The organism is Defluviimonas sp. D31 (assembly GCF_033436765.1).
In the GTDB taxonomy this organism is placed as follows: domain Bacteria; phylum Pseudomonadota; class Alphaproteobacteria; order Rhodobacterales; family Rhodobacteraceae; genus Albidovulum.
In genome coordinates, this window is the sequence record NZ_JAWQFN010000024.1 from 1 (window position 1) to 15,563 (window position 15,563).

The 15,563-nt window shown below is 60.5% G+C and carries 8 protein-coding genes and 2 pseudogenes; 6 read left to right on the forward strand and 4 right to left on the reverse strand.

Annotation, left to right across the window (positions count from 1 at the left end):
• The 4 genes and pseudogenes from R5H32_RS19745 to R5H32_RS19760 all read left to right on the forward strand — a co-directional run.
• On the forward strand, positions 1 to 494 hold a 494-nt coding region (locus tag R5H32_RS19745), incomplete at its 5' end, for a hypothetical protein (RefSeq protein ID WP_318340383.1).
• 703 nt (positions 495 to 1,197) lie between these two features.
• Positions 1,198 to 3,111: a DUF3604 domain-containing protein gene (locus R5H32_RS19750; protein ID WP_318340384.1), complete on the forward strand. Its 1,914-nt coding sequence runs from the start codon at positions 1,198 to 1,200 to the stop codon at positions 3,109 to 3,111.
• Between the two features lie 161 nt (positions 3,112 to 3,272).
• Positions 3,273 to 3,922 (forward strand): annotated as a pseudogene (locus R5H32_RS19755) (IS6 family transposase); the annotation flags it as partial.
• Between the two features lie 904 nt (positions 3,923 to 4,826).
• A complete protein-coding gene (locus R5H32_RS19760; RefSeq protein ID WP_318340385.1) occupies positions 4,827 to 8,546 on the forward strand; it encodes an Ig-like domain-containing protein in 3,720 nt (1,239 codons plus the stop codon).
• Between the two features lie 125 nt (positions 8,547 to 8,671).
• Here the strand turns inward: R5H32_RS19760 and R5H32_RS19765 are convergent.
• Positions 8,672 to 9,082, reverse strand: a pseudogene (locus tag R5H32_RS19765) (integrase core domain-containing protein); the annotation flags it as partial.
• Between the two features lie 235 nt (positions 9,083 to 9,317).
• On the opposite strand from R5H32_RS19765, the gene R5H32_RS19770 reads away from it, so the two are divergent.
• On the forward strand, positions 9,318 to 9,971 hold the full coding sequence (locus R5H32_RS19770; protein ID WP_412099051.1) for an IS6 family transposase: 654 nt from the start codon (positions 9,318 to 9,320) through the stop codon (positions 9,969 to 9,971).
• Positions 9,972 to 10,043: 72 nt separating this feature from the next.
• Here the strand turns inward: R5H32_RS19770 and R5H32_RS19775 are convergent, their stop codons facing one another.
• The 3 genes from R5H32_RS19775 to R5H32_RS19785 all read right to left on the reverse strand — a co-directional run bounded on the left by R5H32_RS19775 (position 10,044) and on the right by R5H32_RS19785 (position 14,056).
• Entirely contained in the window at positions 10,044 to 10,655 is a 612-nt protein-coding gene (locus R5H32_RS19775; protein ID WP_318340387.1) for a DUF3299 domain-containing protein, read from the reverse strand.
• A gap of 171 nt (positions 10,656 to 10,826) precedes the next feature.
• The gene (locus tag R5H32_RS19780; RefSeq protein ID WP_318340388.1) at positions 10,827 to 12,455 is read right to left on the reverse strand and encodes an aminoacylase; all 1,629 of its coding nucleotides are present in this window, start codon (positions 12,453 to 12,455) and stop codon (positions 10,827 to 10,829) included.
• A 41-nt stretch (positions 12,456 to 12,496) separates the two neighbouring features.
• The gene (locus R5H32_RS19785; protein WP_318340389.1) at positions 12,497 to 14,056 is read right to left on the reverse strand and encodes an amidohydrolase family protein; all 1,560 of its coding nucleotides are present in this window, start codon (positions 14,054 to 14,056) and stop codon (positions 12,497 to 12,499) included.
• 198 nt (positions 14,057 to 14,254) lie between these two features.
• Here R5H32_RS19785 and R5H32_RS19790 point away from each other — a divergent pair, with 198 nt between their 5' ends.
• Positions 14,255 to 15,256, forward strand: coding sequence for an AraC family transcriptional regulator (locus R5H32_RS19790; RefSeq protein ID WP_318340390.1), 1,002 nt, complete (start codon positions 14,255 to 14,257; stop codon positions 15,254 to 15,256).
• Positions 15,257 to 15,563: the final 307 nt, after the last annotated feature.

A 15,563-nucleotide genomic window follows, 5' to 3' on the forward strand; every position in this document is an offset into this window, starting at 1 on the left:
AAGAAGAACCGCGCCGCTGCTCTCGCCGAGTGGCGCGGCCTCGGCGCGTCATAAGGGACAGCGATCCTGCCCTTGTGGAGAAGGGTTCGAATTGGTCTGACACCACCCATTGCGTGGATCGCGGTGCCAACATCGCCCAAGGAAAGCTGTTAGAGACATTCATCTCAATCTTGGAGCCGCTGGCCCAAACTGAACCTCAGCTTCTACGAGAGCGCATGCGGCTCAGGAAGCGAGAGGGCCGGCTCATGGGGCGCTACCTCGGGGGTAACGTGCCGATTGGCTTCTCTGTCAATCCCGATGGGGAACTCGAGGCAAACGGCAACCGTGAGGCAATTCTCAAGATGGTCCTGCGGCTGAAGGTGAAGGGGCTGTCGCTTAGAGCTATAGCGGTAGAGCTACAGAAACGGGGTTACTCGATAAGTCATAGTGGCGTTGATAGACTACTGAAATCGGTCGGCTATTCCGGAAAAAATCCCGCGAGGCAGGTCGGATAAGTTGGGTCCATGGATGCAATGGACTGAGCGCAGATTTCGACCGCAGGCAGATAAACTGCCCCTAAAAAGTTCTCTTATCGCTCTGGTCAAGGTTTCTGTTTAAGGTCTGCGCCTTCGCCGGGTTCAGAGTTCGCTCCGCAGTCGATCGCTCATGGTCGCTGCCTGTTGGTGTCAGATGGTGGATCGGCCGGGAGCTGTTGCAGAACTCTGAGTTTGAAGGATTCACTTCGCGAATCCATGCGGCTAGATGGAGCGGATGACCGCGGACGGCGCCTACGACACCCGCAGCACTGGCGCCCGTCACCGCGGTGTTTGGTGGTCTCGTAAATTGATGATGATAATTGATGTAAGGTCACATTCCCGCGGTTGTTCGGTGAAGGCCAAATCCTGCCCCCGCAAACCAAAACCCCTAATATTATCATGGATATGCATGTCGCCCATCGGGGCGGTTTTTGCGTACGTGCAATTCTTGTCAACGCTGAGTCAACGTTTGACGAGTCCTCCTGAAAGGCGGAGGCGATCTGCGTCTGGCGTCGACAAAAGCCTCGCGGCAGCATTCCGCCATGATCGAATTCCGCAGCCTTACCGATGACCACGGCTCGGCGCTTAGTGCGCGATTGACTGAGGTCATCGCGGAGCAGAAAGCTATGGTAAGTTACATTTGAAGAAGTGGCTCATCGCACTTCCTGAAGGAGGATAGACGATGCTCAGATTTGTTTCGGGACTTTGCTTTGCAATGATATGCTCCGGCGCGGCCCTGGCACAGGAGGGTAAGTCGTTCGGGGCCGACTTCGCGGTATCTCGGGACGAGTTTAGCTCGACTGCGGGCCAGTATTCGCCATTTGTAGGACAGGACTTCCCGAACCGGGTATTCTGGGGCGATACCCACCTTCATACTTCATATTCTTGGGATGCGGGCTTGGTCGGAGCTCGGCTCGGCCCGGATGATGCCTATCGTTTCGCGCGCGGCGAGGAAGTGACGGCGAGCATGGGCATGCGAGTCAAACTGGTGCGTCCGCTCGACTGGCTGGTTGTCGCCGACCATGCCGAGAGCCTCGGGGTTTCGCAGATGCTGGAACGGGCCGACCCGAAGCTCCTGGCTACGGAAGTCGGACGCTCGACCTACGAGATGTATCAGGCAGGTGACATCTATGGAGCGTTTGAGAACTGGGGCTTCAATGTCATTGTCGGGGGCAAGGACCCGCTCGGTGACCCCAATGTCGCGCGCCCGATATGGGAGGAGATCACCGGATATGCCGACACCTACAACAACCCGGGAAATTTCACCGCTTTCATAGGTTACGAGTGGTCGTCGGCGCCGAGCGGGAACAACCTGCACCGCGTGGTCGTGTACCGGGACAATGCTGACAAGGCGAACCGGTTTCTCCCGTTCGGGGCGACGGACTCCGACGATCCAAAAGATCTTTGGAACTGGATGGAGACTTACGTAGCCGAAACCGGCGGCGACCTTCTTGCCATTCCGCACAACGGCAATCTTTCCAATGGCGTGATGTTCGCCGTCGAAGACATGTCGGGCAACCCGATCGACGCTGCCTATGCAGAGCGCCGTGCGCGATTGGAACCGCTCTACGAAGTCACGCAGATGAAGGGAGACGGCGAGGCGCATCCGCTTCTGTCGCCGGACGACGAGTTCGCCGATTACGGCACTTGGGATCGCGGAAACTGGAACGGCGAGGCCAAATCGCCCGAGATGCTGCCAAATGAGTACGCGCGAGGCGCGCTCAAGCTGGGCCTCCAACTGGAACAGGATCTCGGCGTGAACCCGTTCAAGTTCGGCATGGTCGGCGCAACAGATGCGCATACAGGCTTGTCCACAACGCGCGAGGAAAACTATTTTGGGAAGGTCACCCCGATGGAACCGTCTGCCGACCGGTTCAACGCACAGATTGTCCCGGACCCTGAAGGGAAGGGCACCGGCACCTACGAGTTCGAAACGCTCGCCTCTGGCCTTCAGGGCGTCTGGGCGAGGGAGAACACGCGCACGGCGCTTTTCGATGCCATGAAGCGCAAGGAGACATACGCCACCACCGGCAGCCGGATCACCGTGCGGGTCTTCGCGGGCTGGGACTACGATCCCGCTGACGTGCTGCGACCGGACTTTGCAAAGACCGGTTATGCTGGGGGCGTTCCGATGGGCGGCGACCTTGCGTCCGCGCCTCAAGGGGCGGCTCCGCGCCTGATGATCCGGGCGCTACGCGACCCCGACGGGGCCAACCTCGACCGTATTCAGGTCGTCAAAGGATGGTTGGATATCGGCGGCGAACTGCGCGAGCAGGTGATCGACGTTGCCTGCTCGGACGGCCGCGTCATCGTCGATGGAAAATGCGATGCGCCCGTTGGCAACACGGTGGATATCCCCAGCGCGACATACACGAACGACATCGGCGAGGCGCAGATGATGGCCTACTGGGAGGATCCCGATTTTGATCCCGCGGAGCGCGCGTTCTACTACGTGCGCGTGCTCGAAATTCCGACGCCGCGCTGGACCACGTATGACGCTGCCTTCTTCGAGGTTGGCCTTCCAGAAGGTGTTCCTGCCATCCAGCAGGACAGAGCCTACACATCACCGATCTGGTACACGCCGGACCGCGGCTGATCTGGGCTGTTTCGTCAACCGGAAGCGCGCATGGCACTGCCTTCGCAGCGGCGGTGTCAGAGGAACCTGGCTTGCGGCAAGGCAGGGCGCCGACTAGCGTCGCTGGCGGTGTCAGAGGAACCTAGCTTGCGGCGAGGCAGGGCGCCGACTAGCGTCGCTTGATGTCGAAACCTGACCCGTTCAAATACTTCAAGACGAGCCGCGAGATCATCCGCCTGGCGGTGATGATGTACGTGCGCTTCCCGCTCTCGCTCCGTAACGTCGAGGACCTGCTGCACGAGCGTGGCATCGACATAAGCCATGAATCGGTCCGGTTCTGGTGGCAGCGTTTCGGACCGAGGTTCGCCGCCGAGATCCGCAAGAAACGTGCCGAGTGCTTGCGTTCTGGGCCGCAGTGGCAATGGCATCTCGACGAGATGTTTGTGAAGATCAACGGCGAGCGGCACTACCTCTGGCGGGCCGTCGATCATAAGGGCGAGGTTCTCGAGAGCTTCGTGACCAAGACGCGGGACAAGAACGCGGCATTGAAATTCCTCAAGAAATCAATGAAGCGCTACGGTCGCCCGCACATTTTCGTCACCGACAAGCTGCGCTCCTATAGCGCGCATTGAAGGAGGTCGGTGCGGCCGACCGCCAGGCAACTGGTCGCTGGCTCAACAATCGGGCGGAGAATTCCCACCTGCCGTTCCGACGACGAGAACGGGCAATGCAGCGATTTCGGAGGATGCGAAGTCTGCAGATGTTCGCCGCCGTCCACGCCTCCGTCTTCAACCATTTCAACTTGGAGCGCAGCTTCTACTCGAGGGTNTCCCACCTGCCGTTCCGACGACGAGAACGGGCAATGCAGCGATTTCGGAGGATGCGAAGTCTGCAGATGTTCGCCGCCGTCCACGCCTCCGTCTTCAACCATTTCAACTTGGAGCGCAGCTTCTACTCGAGGGTAAATTTCAAGAAGAACCGAGCCTTTGCTCTCGCCGAGTGGCGCGGCCTCGGCGCGTCATAAGGGACAGCGATCCTGCCCTTGTGGAGACGGGTTCGAATTGGTCTGACACCACCTCCCCCACCGCCTTGCGGGCTTCCTTGACCGCGGTCGAGATCGCACTGTCGGAGATGAAACGCGCGTCCCAGACCCGTTCGACCTGTTCGTCCTTGGTGACCAACCGATCCGGATTGCTAGCCAGCGGAGCTGTCAGACGGATTCGAACCAGTCTCCGAATGGATCGCACCATCAAACCGTGGGATCAAACATCTAAACATAACGTCGGACCAAATCAGAGGAGGCATTCCAGCACCGAATTGTGACCGAGTTGACGCCGTAAAGAACTAGCAATTTGAGGTTGCCTGATCACCCAAGATCTTGAAACAGTGAGTTCACGACCGGCAAACAACGAAAGTTTTGGAACAGAACTTCGCATCCCTTCCGATTGTATCAATTAGCAAAACAATTGACCCAATTCAGACCGTAATTCGTCGATCCACATTGCCATATTATCGAAAACTTGGTGCCGTGAAGTCGGGAGGGCGCCAGAAATTGGATGGGGAGAAAAGATATGCCCAGACCAGCAGGCGGTGGAAAAGGCGGAGGCAACGGCGATACCGGGACTGTGTTTGCCGTGCTTGGCCCAACGTCGGATGGCACGGGCCTATTTGGCACGGGCGACCCGTCTCGAGCCATCACCATTACAGCAACCGATCCCGCAACTGGGACGACTTGGGTGGGAACCACGGCAACGTGGTACGAACAGGATGGCACCTGGTACTGGTCAATCGACTACGGGTCGCTGAACAACACGCAATATGGTTCGGATACGTTCGACGACGAGAGCGGCGACTTCACGGTTGTTGCGTCCTACGAGGACGTCAACCCAAAGAACGGCCGAACAAAGACCGTCTCGACGGAACCCTACAACTTGTCGATTGAAGGTGTGGACACCGAAGCGCCAACGGCGAGTGCCCCAGTGCTCTTGCTCGAGTCCGATAGCGGCTTTCCGGGCGACGGAATCACAAACGACACTTTGGCCACCTTCCGGATCGCCTTCGATCCGACCGTACGGGCCGGAGATACAGTCGATCTTGTGGTCAATGGTTCCGTCGATGTCACTAGGGTGCTGACCCAGGCAGACATCGACCAGGGCTTCGTCGATCTGACGACAACGGGAAGCACCCTTGTTGAGGGCTCGAACGCCGTTCTCGCGCGCCTCTCCGACAACGCCGGCAACCAGAGCGACACGTCCTCAACCGACATCGTGCTCGACACGACGCCACCTGCCGCCACGATCGACACCGTCCTTGCGTCGGACGGGTCGGCCGATCCGGACGTTCTGGTCTCGGACGGCACGCCTGTCCTGACAGGTCAAGCCGAGGCCGGCGCGACCGTTTCGCTTCGCGAGGCGGATGGCACCCTGCTCGGATCCACGGTCTCGACGGACGGAAGATGGACGATTGAGTCAACAGCGCTTTCTGACGGAGCGCATCTCCTTCATGTAATCGTCACCGACGTGGCCGGAAATTCGTCGCAATCGGACGACTTCCAGTTGACGATCGATACAACGGTGGAATTCGCAGAGATTTCCGGGATCGAGGAGGACACTGGTATCGTCGGAGATGGCGTTACATCCGATGACACTCCGATCCTCCAGGGCATCGCGGAGCCCGGAGCGACTGTCATGGTGTACGCCGTCGTCGACGGAGCTCCCGATCTTACATCGTCGGTCACAGCGACCGTTCAGACCGACGGCAGCTGGACGGCAGATCCCGGGATCCTCGCGGAAGGCACACACGTCTTTCGTGCCTTGGTGAGGGATACGGCCGGCAACGAAGCCTGGACGAGCGATCTCGTGGTCGAGATCGACACGGTCGTGACGGATGCGGTCATTGTCGAAACTCTCGTCGACAGTGGCAGCGTGCCGGATTCGCTCGCGATCGCAAACGGCGGATCGACATCGGATTCAAGTCCAATGCTGCGCGGAACGTCCGAGCGCCTTTCCCGCATCGAGGTTTTCGTCGACGGGGTCTATGCCGGCGAAACGACCGCCGATGCTAGCGGGCAGTGGAGCTATTCGTTGTCTGGCCTCGCGGAAGGTACGCGGGCCATTTCGCTTAGGACCACGGATCTCGCCGGAAACGTGTCGGGCGACCCGACCGGACCCTCGGATTTCACGATCGTCGTCGAACCCGCTCCCGAACCCGACATCGACCCTCTCTATGCGGAGCAGTGGAACCTCGGGATGCTCGGCGGTTTGGAAACTGTCTGGCAGGACTACACAGGTGACGGCGTCGTTGTCGCCATCTACGACGACGGAATCGCCTACGGTCACGTGGATCTCGACGGTAATTACGACGCAAGCCGACACCTTGTCTGGAATGGTTCGGTTCTCGACCCGCTTCCCGTGGCGGAAGAGGAAGCCCGCCATGGTACCGCCGTTGCGGGCATCATCGCGTCCGAGAAAAACGGCGAAGGAACCATCGGGATCGCCTACGATGCAACGATCGTCGGCGTGAACATCTTCAGCGGTCCGGCCTCGATCAACAATACGACCGACCTCTCCGGATTCGAATACGCGATCGCCGAAATGGACGAATTCGACGTCGTGAATCACAGCTGGGGTGCGGCACCTGTCTATCTGAACGACACCGTTGCATCGACACTGGCATATCTTGCAGCCGTCGAGGAAGCGGTGACAATTGGCCGCGACGGGCTTGGGACCATCGTTCTCAAGGCCGCGGGCAACTGGGCCGACAGTTCGCAGGGCGACGCAAACGATGCGACGCGGTTTTCGATCACCGTCGGCGCCTACGATTCCGACGGGGACGTGTCCTGGTACTCGAACCGCGGCGCCAATATCCTGATCTCGGCGCCGTCAAGCGGACTTACGGTCGCCGACGAAGAAGGCAATTTGCTTCCCGAAAGCAATCTGAGAATTCCGACGACCGACCGCGATGGCAGCTATGGCTACGCCGACGGCAGTTGGAGCTCCGCCTACGCCACGAGTGGTTTCGGCGGAACATCCGCGGCAACTCCGACGGCCGCCGGAGTCGTGGCGCTGATGCTCGAAGCGAACCCCGATCTCGGATGGCGCGATGTCCAGAACATCCTCGCCCAATCCGCGGTCTGGACCGGTTCCGAAATCGGCGTCCTGAACACGGCAACCGAACTCGTTCCGACCGATCTCGACATCGACGGGGTCTTCGAGTCGCTGGTCGAGACACCGGTCGAATTCTTCGCTGGAACGTGGAACGGCAGCCAGACTTGGAATGGCGGTGCAATGCACTTCTCCGAAGACTACGGATTCGGAGCGCTAAATGCACATGGCGCCGTCCGCATGGCTGAGGTTTGGGGTCTCTTCGGCTCGCCCCAAACTTCGGAGAACGAGGCGCACTTCTCCACCGGCACCATGGCCCCGGATGGGCTCAGTGTCTCAGGCGCGGGCGACACAGCGAACTGGACATTCGACTATTCCGGTCCGGCAATGGATCTGGAATACGTCGATATCGCGATCCAACTGAGCACGACCCTGATGCAGGAAGTGTCACTGTCCCTGACGTCTCCGGACGGCACGACGGTCAGTCTTCTCGATCTACCGATCAATGACTACACGCCGGCCTACGATTTCCTGGGGCTGATTCTGCTTTCGGTCGACGTCACATGGAATTTCGGTGCCAATGCCTTCCGAGGAGAAGACCCGAACGGGACGTGGACGGTCACGCTCGAGGAAAATGACGTTTCCTTCGACATCGACAACTACGGCACCGAGTACGATGGAAACGCGATCGACGCCATTTCCCTGGACTTTTACGGATCTTCGGGAAGCGTCGTTTTGGACGATGTCTATACCTATACCGATGAAATGCTCTCGACTGGTCTTGCGGCCGAAATGGGTCGGGTGGTCATCGATGATGCCGCCGGTACCGACTGGCTGAACCTCGCGGCGATGACCGCAGACGTCGACCTCGATCTTGCCTTGGGCATGACCGCGGACGATGGCAGTGGCCCAGTACAAATCGCCAGCTTCGCAACGGGCACCTCCATCGAGAATGCTGTCTCGGGCGACGGAAATGACATCCTTCGCGGCGACGACGGCAACAATGTCCTCGTGGGTATGCGTGGCAACGACACGCTCGAGGGTGGGGCAGGAAACGACGAAATTTCCGGCCATTTCGGGAGCGATGTCTTGTCGGGTGGACTTGGCGCCGACATCTTCCATTTCGACCTGGGGTACGGTGACGACGTTGTTCTTGATTTCAACCAGTCCGAGGCCGACGTTGTCTGGTTGTTTGGCTTCACGGAAACTAGCTTCGATCAGCTTTCCTTCGGTGTCGTCGGAAACGACCAGGTTCTGAGCTTCGCGAGCGGGGACAGTCTGACATTCGCGGATGCTGCCGACCATACATTCGCGGCCGACGATTTCTGGTTTGGCGACCAAATTCTTGCGTGATGCGAAAGTCGGGCGGTGTCAGAGCAACTTGTCATATAGCGACGCATAGGGTCTTGTCAGAGAAACCCGACTTGATGAGAACGGCGGTGAGTGATCAGCCCCACCTGAGTGGTCCGATTTGATTGTTAGTGCATGACTGGCCTCTGGTCCATCGGGATGACGGGTTCAGGGGCCGGCGGGCGGTAGCCCAGAGCACTGTGGGGGCGTTTCGTGTTGTAGTGTTTCCTCCATTGCTCGATGAGGATCTTGGCCTCTCGGAGGCTGTAAAAGACCTCGCCGTTGAGCAGCTCGTCCCGGAACCTGGCGTTGAAGCTCTCGCAGTATCCGTTCTCCCAGGGTGATCTTGGTTCGATGTAGGCCGTCCTGGCACCGACGGCGGCAATCCAATCCCGGACCGCCTGCGCGACGAACTCGGGGCCGTTGTCGGATCTGATGTAGGTGGGTGTTCCGCGCAGGATGAACAGATCGGTGAGAGCATCGATGACGTCGACCGAACTCAGCTTCCGCCTGACCCGGATCGCCAGGCACTCCCGGCTGGGCGGTGTCAGAGGAGCCTGGCTTGCGGCGAGGCAGGGCGCCGACTAGCGTCGCTTGATGTCGAAACCTGACCCGTTCAAATACTTCAAGACGAGCCGCGAGATCATCCGCCTGGCGGTGATGATGTACGTGCGCTTCCCGCTCTCGCTCCGCAACCTCGAGGACCTGCTGCACGAGCGTGGCATCGACATAAGCCATGAATCGGTCCGGTTCTGGTGGCAGCGTTTCGGACCGATGTTCGCNATGATGTACGTGCGCTTCCCGCTCTCGCTCCGCAACCTCGAGGACCTGCTGCACGAGCGTGGCATCGACATAAGCCATGAATCGGTCCGGTTCTGGTGGCAGCGTTTCGGACCGATGTTCGCGGCCGAGATCCGCAAGAAACGCGCCGAGTGCTTGCGTTCTGGGCCGCAGTGGCAATGGCACCTCGACGAGATGTTTGTGAAGATCAACGGTGAGCGGCACTATTTGTGGCGGGCCGTCGATCATGAGGGCGAGGTTCTCGAGAGCTTCGTGACCAAGACGCGGGACAAGAAGGCGGCATTGAAATTCTTCAAGAAATCAATGAAGCGCTACGGTCGCCCGCACATTTTCGTCACCGACAAGCTGCGCTCCTATAGCGCCGCATTGAAGGAGGTTGGTGCGGCCGACCGCCAGGCAACTGGTCGCCGGCTCAACAATCGGGCGGAGAATTCGCACCTGCCGTTCCGACGGCGAGAACGGGCAATGCAGCGGTTTCGGCGGATGCGAAGTCTGCAGATGTTCGCGTCCGTCCACGCCTCGGTCGTCAATCATTTCAGTCAGGAACGCCACCTCTATTCGCGACAACACTTCAAGCTCAACCGCGCCGCCGCTCTCGCCGAGTGGCGCGGCCTCGGCGCGTCATAAGGGACAGCGACCCTGCCCTTGTGGAGACGGGTTCGAATTGGTCTGACACCACCCATTCGATGGCTTGTGATTTCAATTCCTGCTTGGCGGCTGGCCGCCCGCGGCGCGGTCGCCATGGGAGAACCTTCTCATTTGCCATGCACTGAGGGATGAGGCTCCATCCGGGTTGGCTGCCAGCGTTACCTCGGTTGCGTCAAGGTTCCACATGCTCGACATCCGAACCTCGCCATCGAGGACGAAGATGGTCGCGTCGGTCTCGTCAACCGCGAGCAGCCCCGCGACAGTGACCGGGGTGTAGAGGTTCGGCGCCGGAAAAGCCGCATCGAACGTCACCCGGATCAGCTGGTTTGGCGGGGGTGGAGGCATGTGGCTGCACATTCCTACCTGTGGCACGAGATAGCCGACCCTGAGGCCGTCTTCGTCCGTGCCCGCGGGAATGAGGAAGCCTTCGATCATTGCCGCTGTCTCGTGGAGGTCCGGATTGGTGGCGAAAAGGGCGCGCTTTCGGGCCTCTGCCACGCCCCATCTCTGGGCCAGCAAGCCCTCGATGTCATGGCCCGCGGCAGAGAGAGTCTCGCGCGCCGTCTCGAGCCGCGCTTCCAGCCTGGGCCGCGCATCTCCCGCAACCTCATTGCTCTCGAGCCGCTGCTCGAGACGGACGACCGTCCGGAGTTCTTCGAGCATCTCGAACCCCATCCCGCGAAAGGGGTCTTCGAAGTCCCGCGCGGCGGGGTCCGGCAGGTCGCGAAAACCGATCGGGATGGGCTCCGCGTGGGCACTCGCGACGGCAAGCCCTACCGCGACGAGCCCGACACCAAAGCGTGTCCGGACCTTGGCTACCCATGTCACCATGGCTCAATTCACTCCCGGCGGAGCAATGCCAGGCGCCACATCCGGCATGCCGGTCGAGAACTCGAGATTCCAAGCTTCTTCCGATACCGTCTCGAACCGCGGCCGATCCTCGGGTTCGAAGCGGATCTGTTGGCCGGCGAAGACTTCCAGCAACTCGTCGTCACGCACGGTCACCTCGCCATGCACGATAACCGCCTTGAACCCGGTCGAGGGGATCGAGCCCTGGTCATAGGTTGAATTGTCGGTCACGGTTTCGGGATCGAACACCACGATGTCGGCGATCATGCCCTCCTGCATCCGACCCCGTTCCTGCATGGCCTTCAGCCCTGTACGGCCCAAATGGTGCGCCGCGTTGTAGCTGAGGATCGACAACAGTTGCATCATCGGGATGTCGTTTTCGCGCCCGAGGCGCAGCGTGGCCGCGCGCGCACCGGCGCCGCGCGGGTGCATGTTGCCCAATTCCTCGAATGGCGTGTTCCAGGGTGCCATCAGAGGCTCTGCGAACATCGCGTCGCTGGCCATGGTCGTGCCCTTGAGTGTCAGCCATTTCACGGAGTCTTCGGGCGGCATCTTGAAGAGCACGATTTCCTTGGTCGGGGTTTCTTCCACGGCTTCGGTGTAGCTTTCCAACGTGTAGAAATCTCCCGTCACCGGGTCCTGCAACGTGTCCTCGTAGCTATGCCCGAGCCGTTCCACCCAGTTCTCCGGCTTCAGGAAGACTGCGTTCAACGCAGTCGAGCCGGCGGCATAGGGATAGATCTCGCCCCAGATGTTGTAGCCCTGTTCCTGCAGACGCTGGATGATCTCCTGACCCAGGCGCCAGCCGGGATTGTTGTAATGATTGATCGTGACCGGTGCGTCGAGTGCGAGCGCGTTGGCAATGATTTCTTGCAGCCCAAGATTCTCGAAGGTGGCGTTGTCGGGAGTGAACCGGGTGTGCACGGCCGTATGCCTGCCATAGCGCGCGCCGACCTTCTGCACCTCGAACATCTCGCGCGAGGTCACGCCATCCCGCATGTAACCAAGTGTGCTGCCGATACCGAGCGCACCGTCCTGCAAACCCTTGTCGATGATCTGCAGGATCTCGTTCCCGGTGTCGTAATCTGCCTCGGCCAGGCTCCAACCCGAACCCTTCCGAATCTCCAATGCCGCGGCTGGACCATGGAGCAGGATTTCCCGGTCGGTGAACCCGTCGAGCACGATGGCTCGGGCCTGCTCATGGCTGGAAGCACACCCGTAATTCGCCTGCGTGACACCGGCGCGCGCCTCGTACCACTCGGCGACGATTGTGCCTGCGCAGCCTTCCTCGATGTCCATGCTGCTGGTCAGTCCGTCGCGAAGCCCGAGCGAATAGCCCATGGGCTGCTGCCAGTGGAAATGCGTGTCGATGAAGCCCGGCGCGACGATGTGTCCGGAAGCGTCGATTTCCTCGGCTCCCGTCAGCGGCTCCTTGGAAATCTCGACGATACGACCGTCTGAAATCCCGACATTGGCGATGCTGTCGTAAAGGGTCTCGGGGTCCATCACCCGCCCGTTCAGGATGACGAGATCGTAGTCCTGGGCTGTAGCGGCGCCGGCGAAGAGAAGCACCGAGGCAAACACCGCAGCGGCAGGTGACGAATTGAGTTCCATTGGCATTCTTCCTTTTCGCTCGGATGTTGCGCGACGCCGTCTCACTGCACCTGTTCCCTTCGGATCGGCTGCCCGTGGGCTGCGTCGAGCACAAACTGCCCGTCCCTTACGACGAAGCCGCCGTTCACAAGCACGGTCTGCACGCCGACAGCGGGCTGGTTAGCGTTCTCGAAGGTCGCGCGGTCGGCGACCGTCTCCGGGTCGAAGACCACGATGTCGGCGTCCATGCCCACCTGCAGCCGGCCCTTGCGGCGCATCTGCGGCACGAAGTCTTCCAGTGTCTGCGCCGGCATCAGCGACATCTTGCGGATCGCATCGCTCATCGATAGCACGCCGCGCTCGCGCACGTAGGAACGCAGGATCTTCGCGAATGTCCCGGCCGAGCGTGGATGGGCGAAGACGTTGTCCGGCAGCGGCCACTCGTCGCCGGTATAGGTCTGGATCGTGCCGTCGTCGGCGAAATAGGACCAGAACGTCGCGTCCGACGCGATCAGCGTCGCGGGATGCGTCACCGACATGTCGAGCATGGCGAGGTCCTGCGGCTTGCTCTCGTCGAGGAAGTGCCAGGTGATGAAGGTGCCCGGCTCGTTGGCCTGATAATCGGCGAGTTCGTCCTCGGTCATGCGGTCGGCGCCAAGCTGGAAGTTCTCGGATGTCGATTGCATCCGCTCCCGCCAGTCCGGCCCTGTGAACATGGCGGCGCCGACAACGGTGCTCGCCGCGCCGTAGGGATAGGCCTCCACGGTGATGTTGATGCCCTGCACCATCGCCTCGTCCACGAGGGCCAGCGTGGCCTCGATATCCGCCATCGAGGTGCTGTTGATATGGCAGATGTGCATATGCGCGCCGGTGATAGCCGCGTTGGCGATCAGTTCCTTGAGCGCTTCGAAGGAGCTTTGCGGCTCGATGACGCTCGCGTAGCGGACATGGGTGTAAGTGGCCACGCCATATCTGCTGGCGAGTTCCGCAAGGGCGAAATACTCTTTCTGGCCGTATCCCGGCGCGTAGCCCGCGTTGATCCCGATGCCCAGGCCACCTTCCTTGAGCCCTTGCTCCACCAGCGACAGGATGCGCCGGGACTGATCGGCATCGGCGATCTCCATCTTCCAGTCGTTCTCCGCCTGCGCCTCCTGGAAGAACTCGACGGTCGCCAGAGGATCGGTGTTGTCGAAGGTGGCGATCCGGCCATAGGTCCAGCCCGCGGCCGCACCGTAATTGATCGGCAGGTTCTTGGCCGCCTGACCCTCGTACCAGTCGCCGATCGGCAGGACGCCGGACTCGAGCTCGAGCGCGGTCGTCACGCCCTGCATCGCCTGCATGCGGTAGTCGCCGATGCTCTGCCCATGGGCGTGAAGGTCGATGAACCCCGGCGAGACGACGTGCCCCGCGGCGTCGATCACCGTGTCACCCTCAAGGGAGAACTCGCTGATCGCGGAGATGCGGCCATCCTCCACACCCACATTGCGGATGGCGTCGAGCCCCGTCTCCGGGTCGATCACGCGCCCGTTCAGGATCACGATGTCGTTGGCGAGCCCCGTCGTCGCTGTCGCGAGCAAGACCGCCAAGGTGTTGATTGCGCGCATGGTTTTGACTGGCAGCACGAGCGACCTCCCTTCGCCTGCAGCCGACTTCAAGAATCGCGGCTGTCGGCAAACGGATATTAGGCACATGACCCAAGGGGGCGGCTTACCCCTCGAGGACAAGCTATGTCGAATCCTGTCCTGAAAGGCGCAGCGTCGGGACAACGGGGTATGAAGCCGCGTACAGCTACGGGAGGGCTTCACACCGGAGACAGCCGAATGGTATCTGAAGGGATCGTGTTCAACCGCGCGCTACAGCTTGCGCCGTTCATCAACCTGTTCGAGCGGCGGGGTGGAAAGACCGGTCCGGTCCTCCGGGCCGCTGGCCTCGAGCATTCCGACCTTTCGGACCCCGCGACACTGATCACCGGCAACGCGCTTTACAGGGCGGTAGAGGAAATGGCCGATGCGCTCGACGATCCCTATTTCGCCGCGCGCGCCGCGGAGGAGTTCGTTAAGGCCGGTCCAGTTCAAGCTCGGCAGAGCTTTGCAGCATCACACACGCTCGCCGAGTTCCTGCCCCTGGCGATTATCGAAATCGACACGCAGATAAGCAACATCCGCTACTCCCTCCAGATAAATGCGGAGTTCACACTGATCCGGGGAGAGAGGACATTCACCCCGGCCGCGCCGATCGTTCAGGCGGATGCCGCGACTGCAAGCATATGGGTGACCTTGTTGCGGTTGGTGGCCGCCGAGGAATTCGACCCTTCGCGGATCTCGGTCTCGGCGCAAGAGAATGCCGGCATTCCGGCGGACCTCGTGCCACGGTCTTCCTTCCTGAAACGGAAATGGAACGGAGTGCAGATCGGGTTTCCCTCCGAATGGCTGAAGCGACCGCTCCTCCTCGACTGGGAGATTCCGCCCACCAGGCGCGGAGAGTTCCAAAATACATCCCCCCGAGAGGCCGTCTTGCAGTGGCTGGAGAAAGCCTGTCTCGAGGAAATTGGCGAAAGGTCCTTCGGAATCAAGCATCTCGCTCAACGCCTTGATGTCCATCCAAAGAGCCTGCAGCGCAACTTTACTCGGCTGGGAACGTCGTTTCAGGAGATCCGCGACAAGGTGCGTAGAGAAAGGGCCCTGGAGATCCTCGACAGGGACAGTTCCGCATTGAACGAGGAGATCGCCGAGTTGCTCGGTTTCTCCAGTGCCGCAAGTTTTTCAAGAGCCTTCAAGAGGTGGACCGGCGTCACACCGACCGAATTTCGGAAAAATCGGTGACCATCTCACGGCTCCCTCACTGGTTCAGCTGCGTCTGCCACCGTATCACCGGATGGTCGGTGAGCATCTCTGCTATCGCGAATTAACCCCCGCAGAAGGGCCAGCTCTTCGGCCGTTCGGGCCCGGAGGCGGTGTCAGAGGAACCTAACTTGCGGCGAGGCAGGACACGCGTGCAGGCAGCTATGAACGGTCGCTGGGCACTAGGGCCTGTTGACAAAAGGGATTCACAGGGACGCCTGATCATGATTCAAGCTGGTATCTGCGATGGAGACCAGCTTGGCACGAGACCTGATGTCGGACGATGAGT

Coding starts and splice junctions, on each gene's coding strand:
- R5H32_RS19750 (WP_318340384.1), top strand. CDS start 1,198: ATGCTCAGATTTGTTTCGGGACTTTGCTTTGCAATGATATGCTCCGGC.
- R5H32_RS19775 (WP_318340387.1), bottom strand. CDS start 10,655: ATGCTCGAAGAACTCCGGACGGTCGTCCGTCTCGAGCAGCGGCTCGAG.
- R5H32_RS19790 (WP_318340390.1), top strand. CDS start 14,255: ATGGTATCTGAAGGGATCGTGTTCAACCGCGCGCTACAGCTTGCGCCG.
- R5H32_RS19780 (WP_318340388.1), bottom strand. CDS start 12,455: ATGGAACTCAATTCGTCACCTGCCGCTGCGGTGTTTGCCTCGGTGCTT.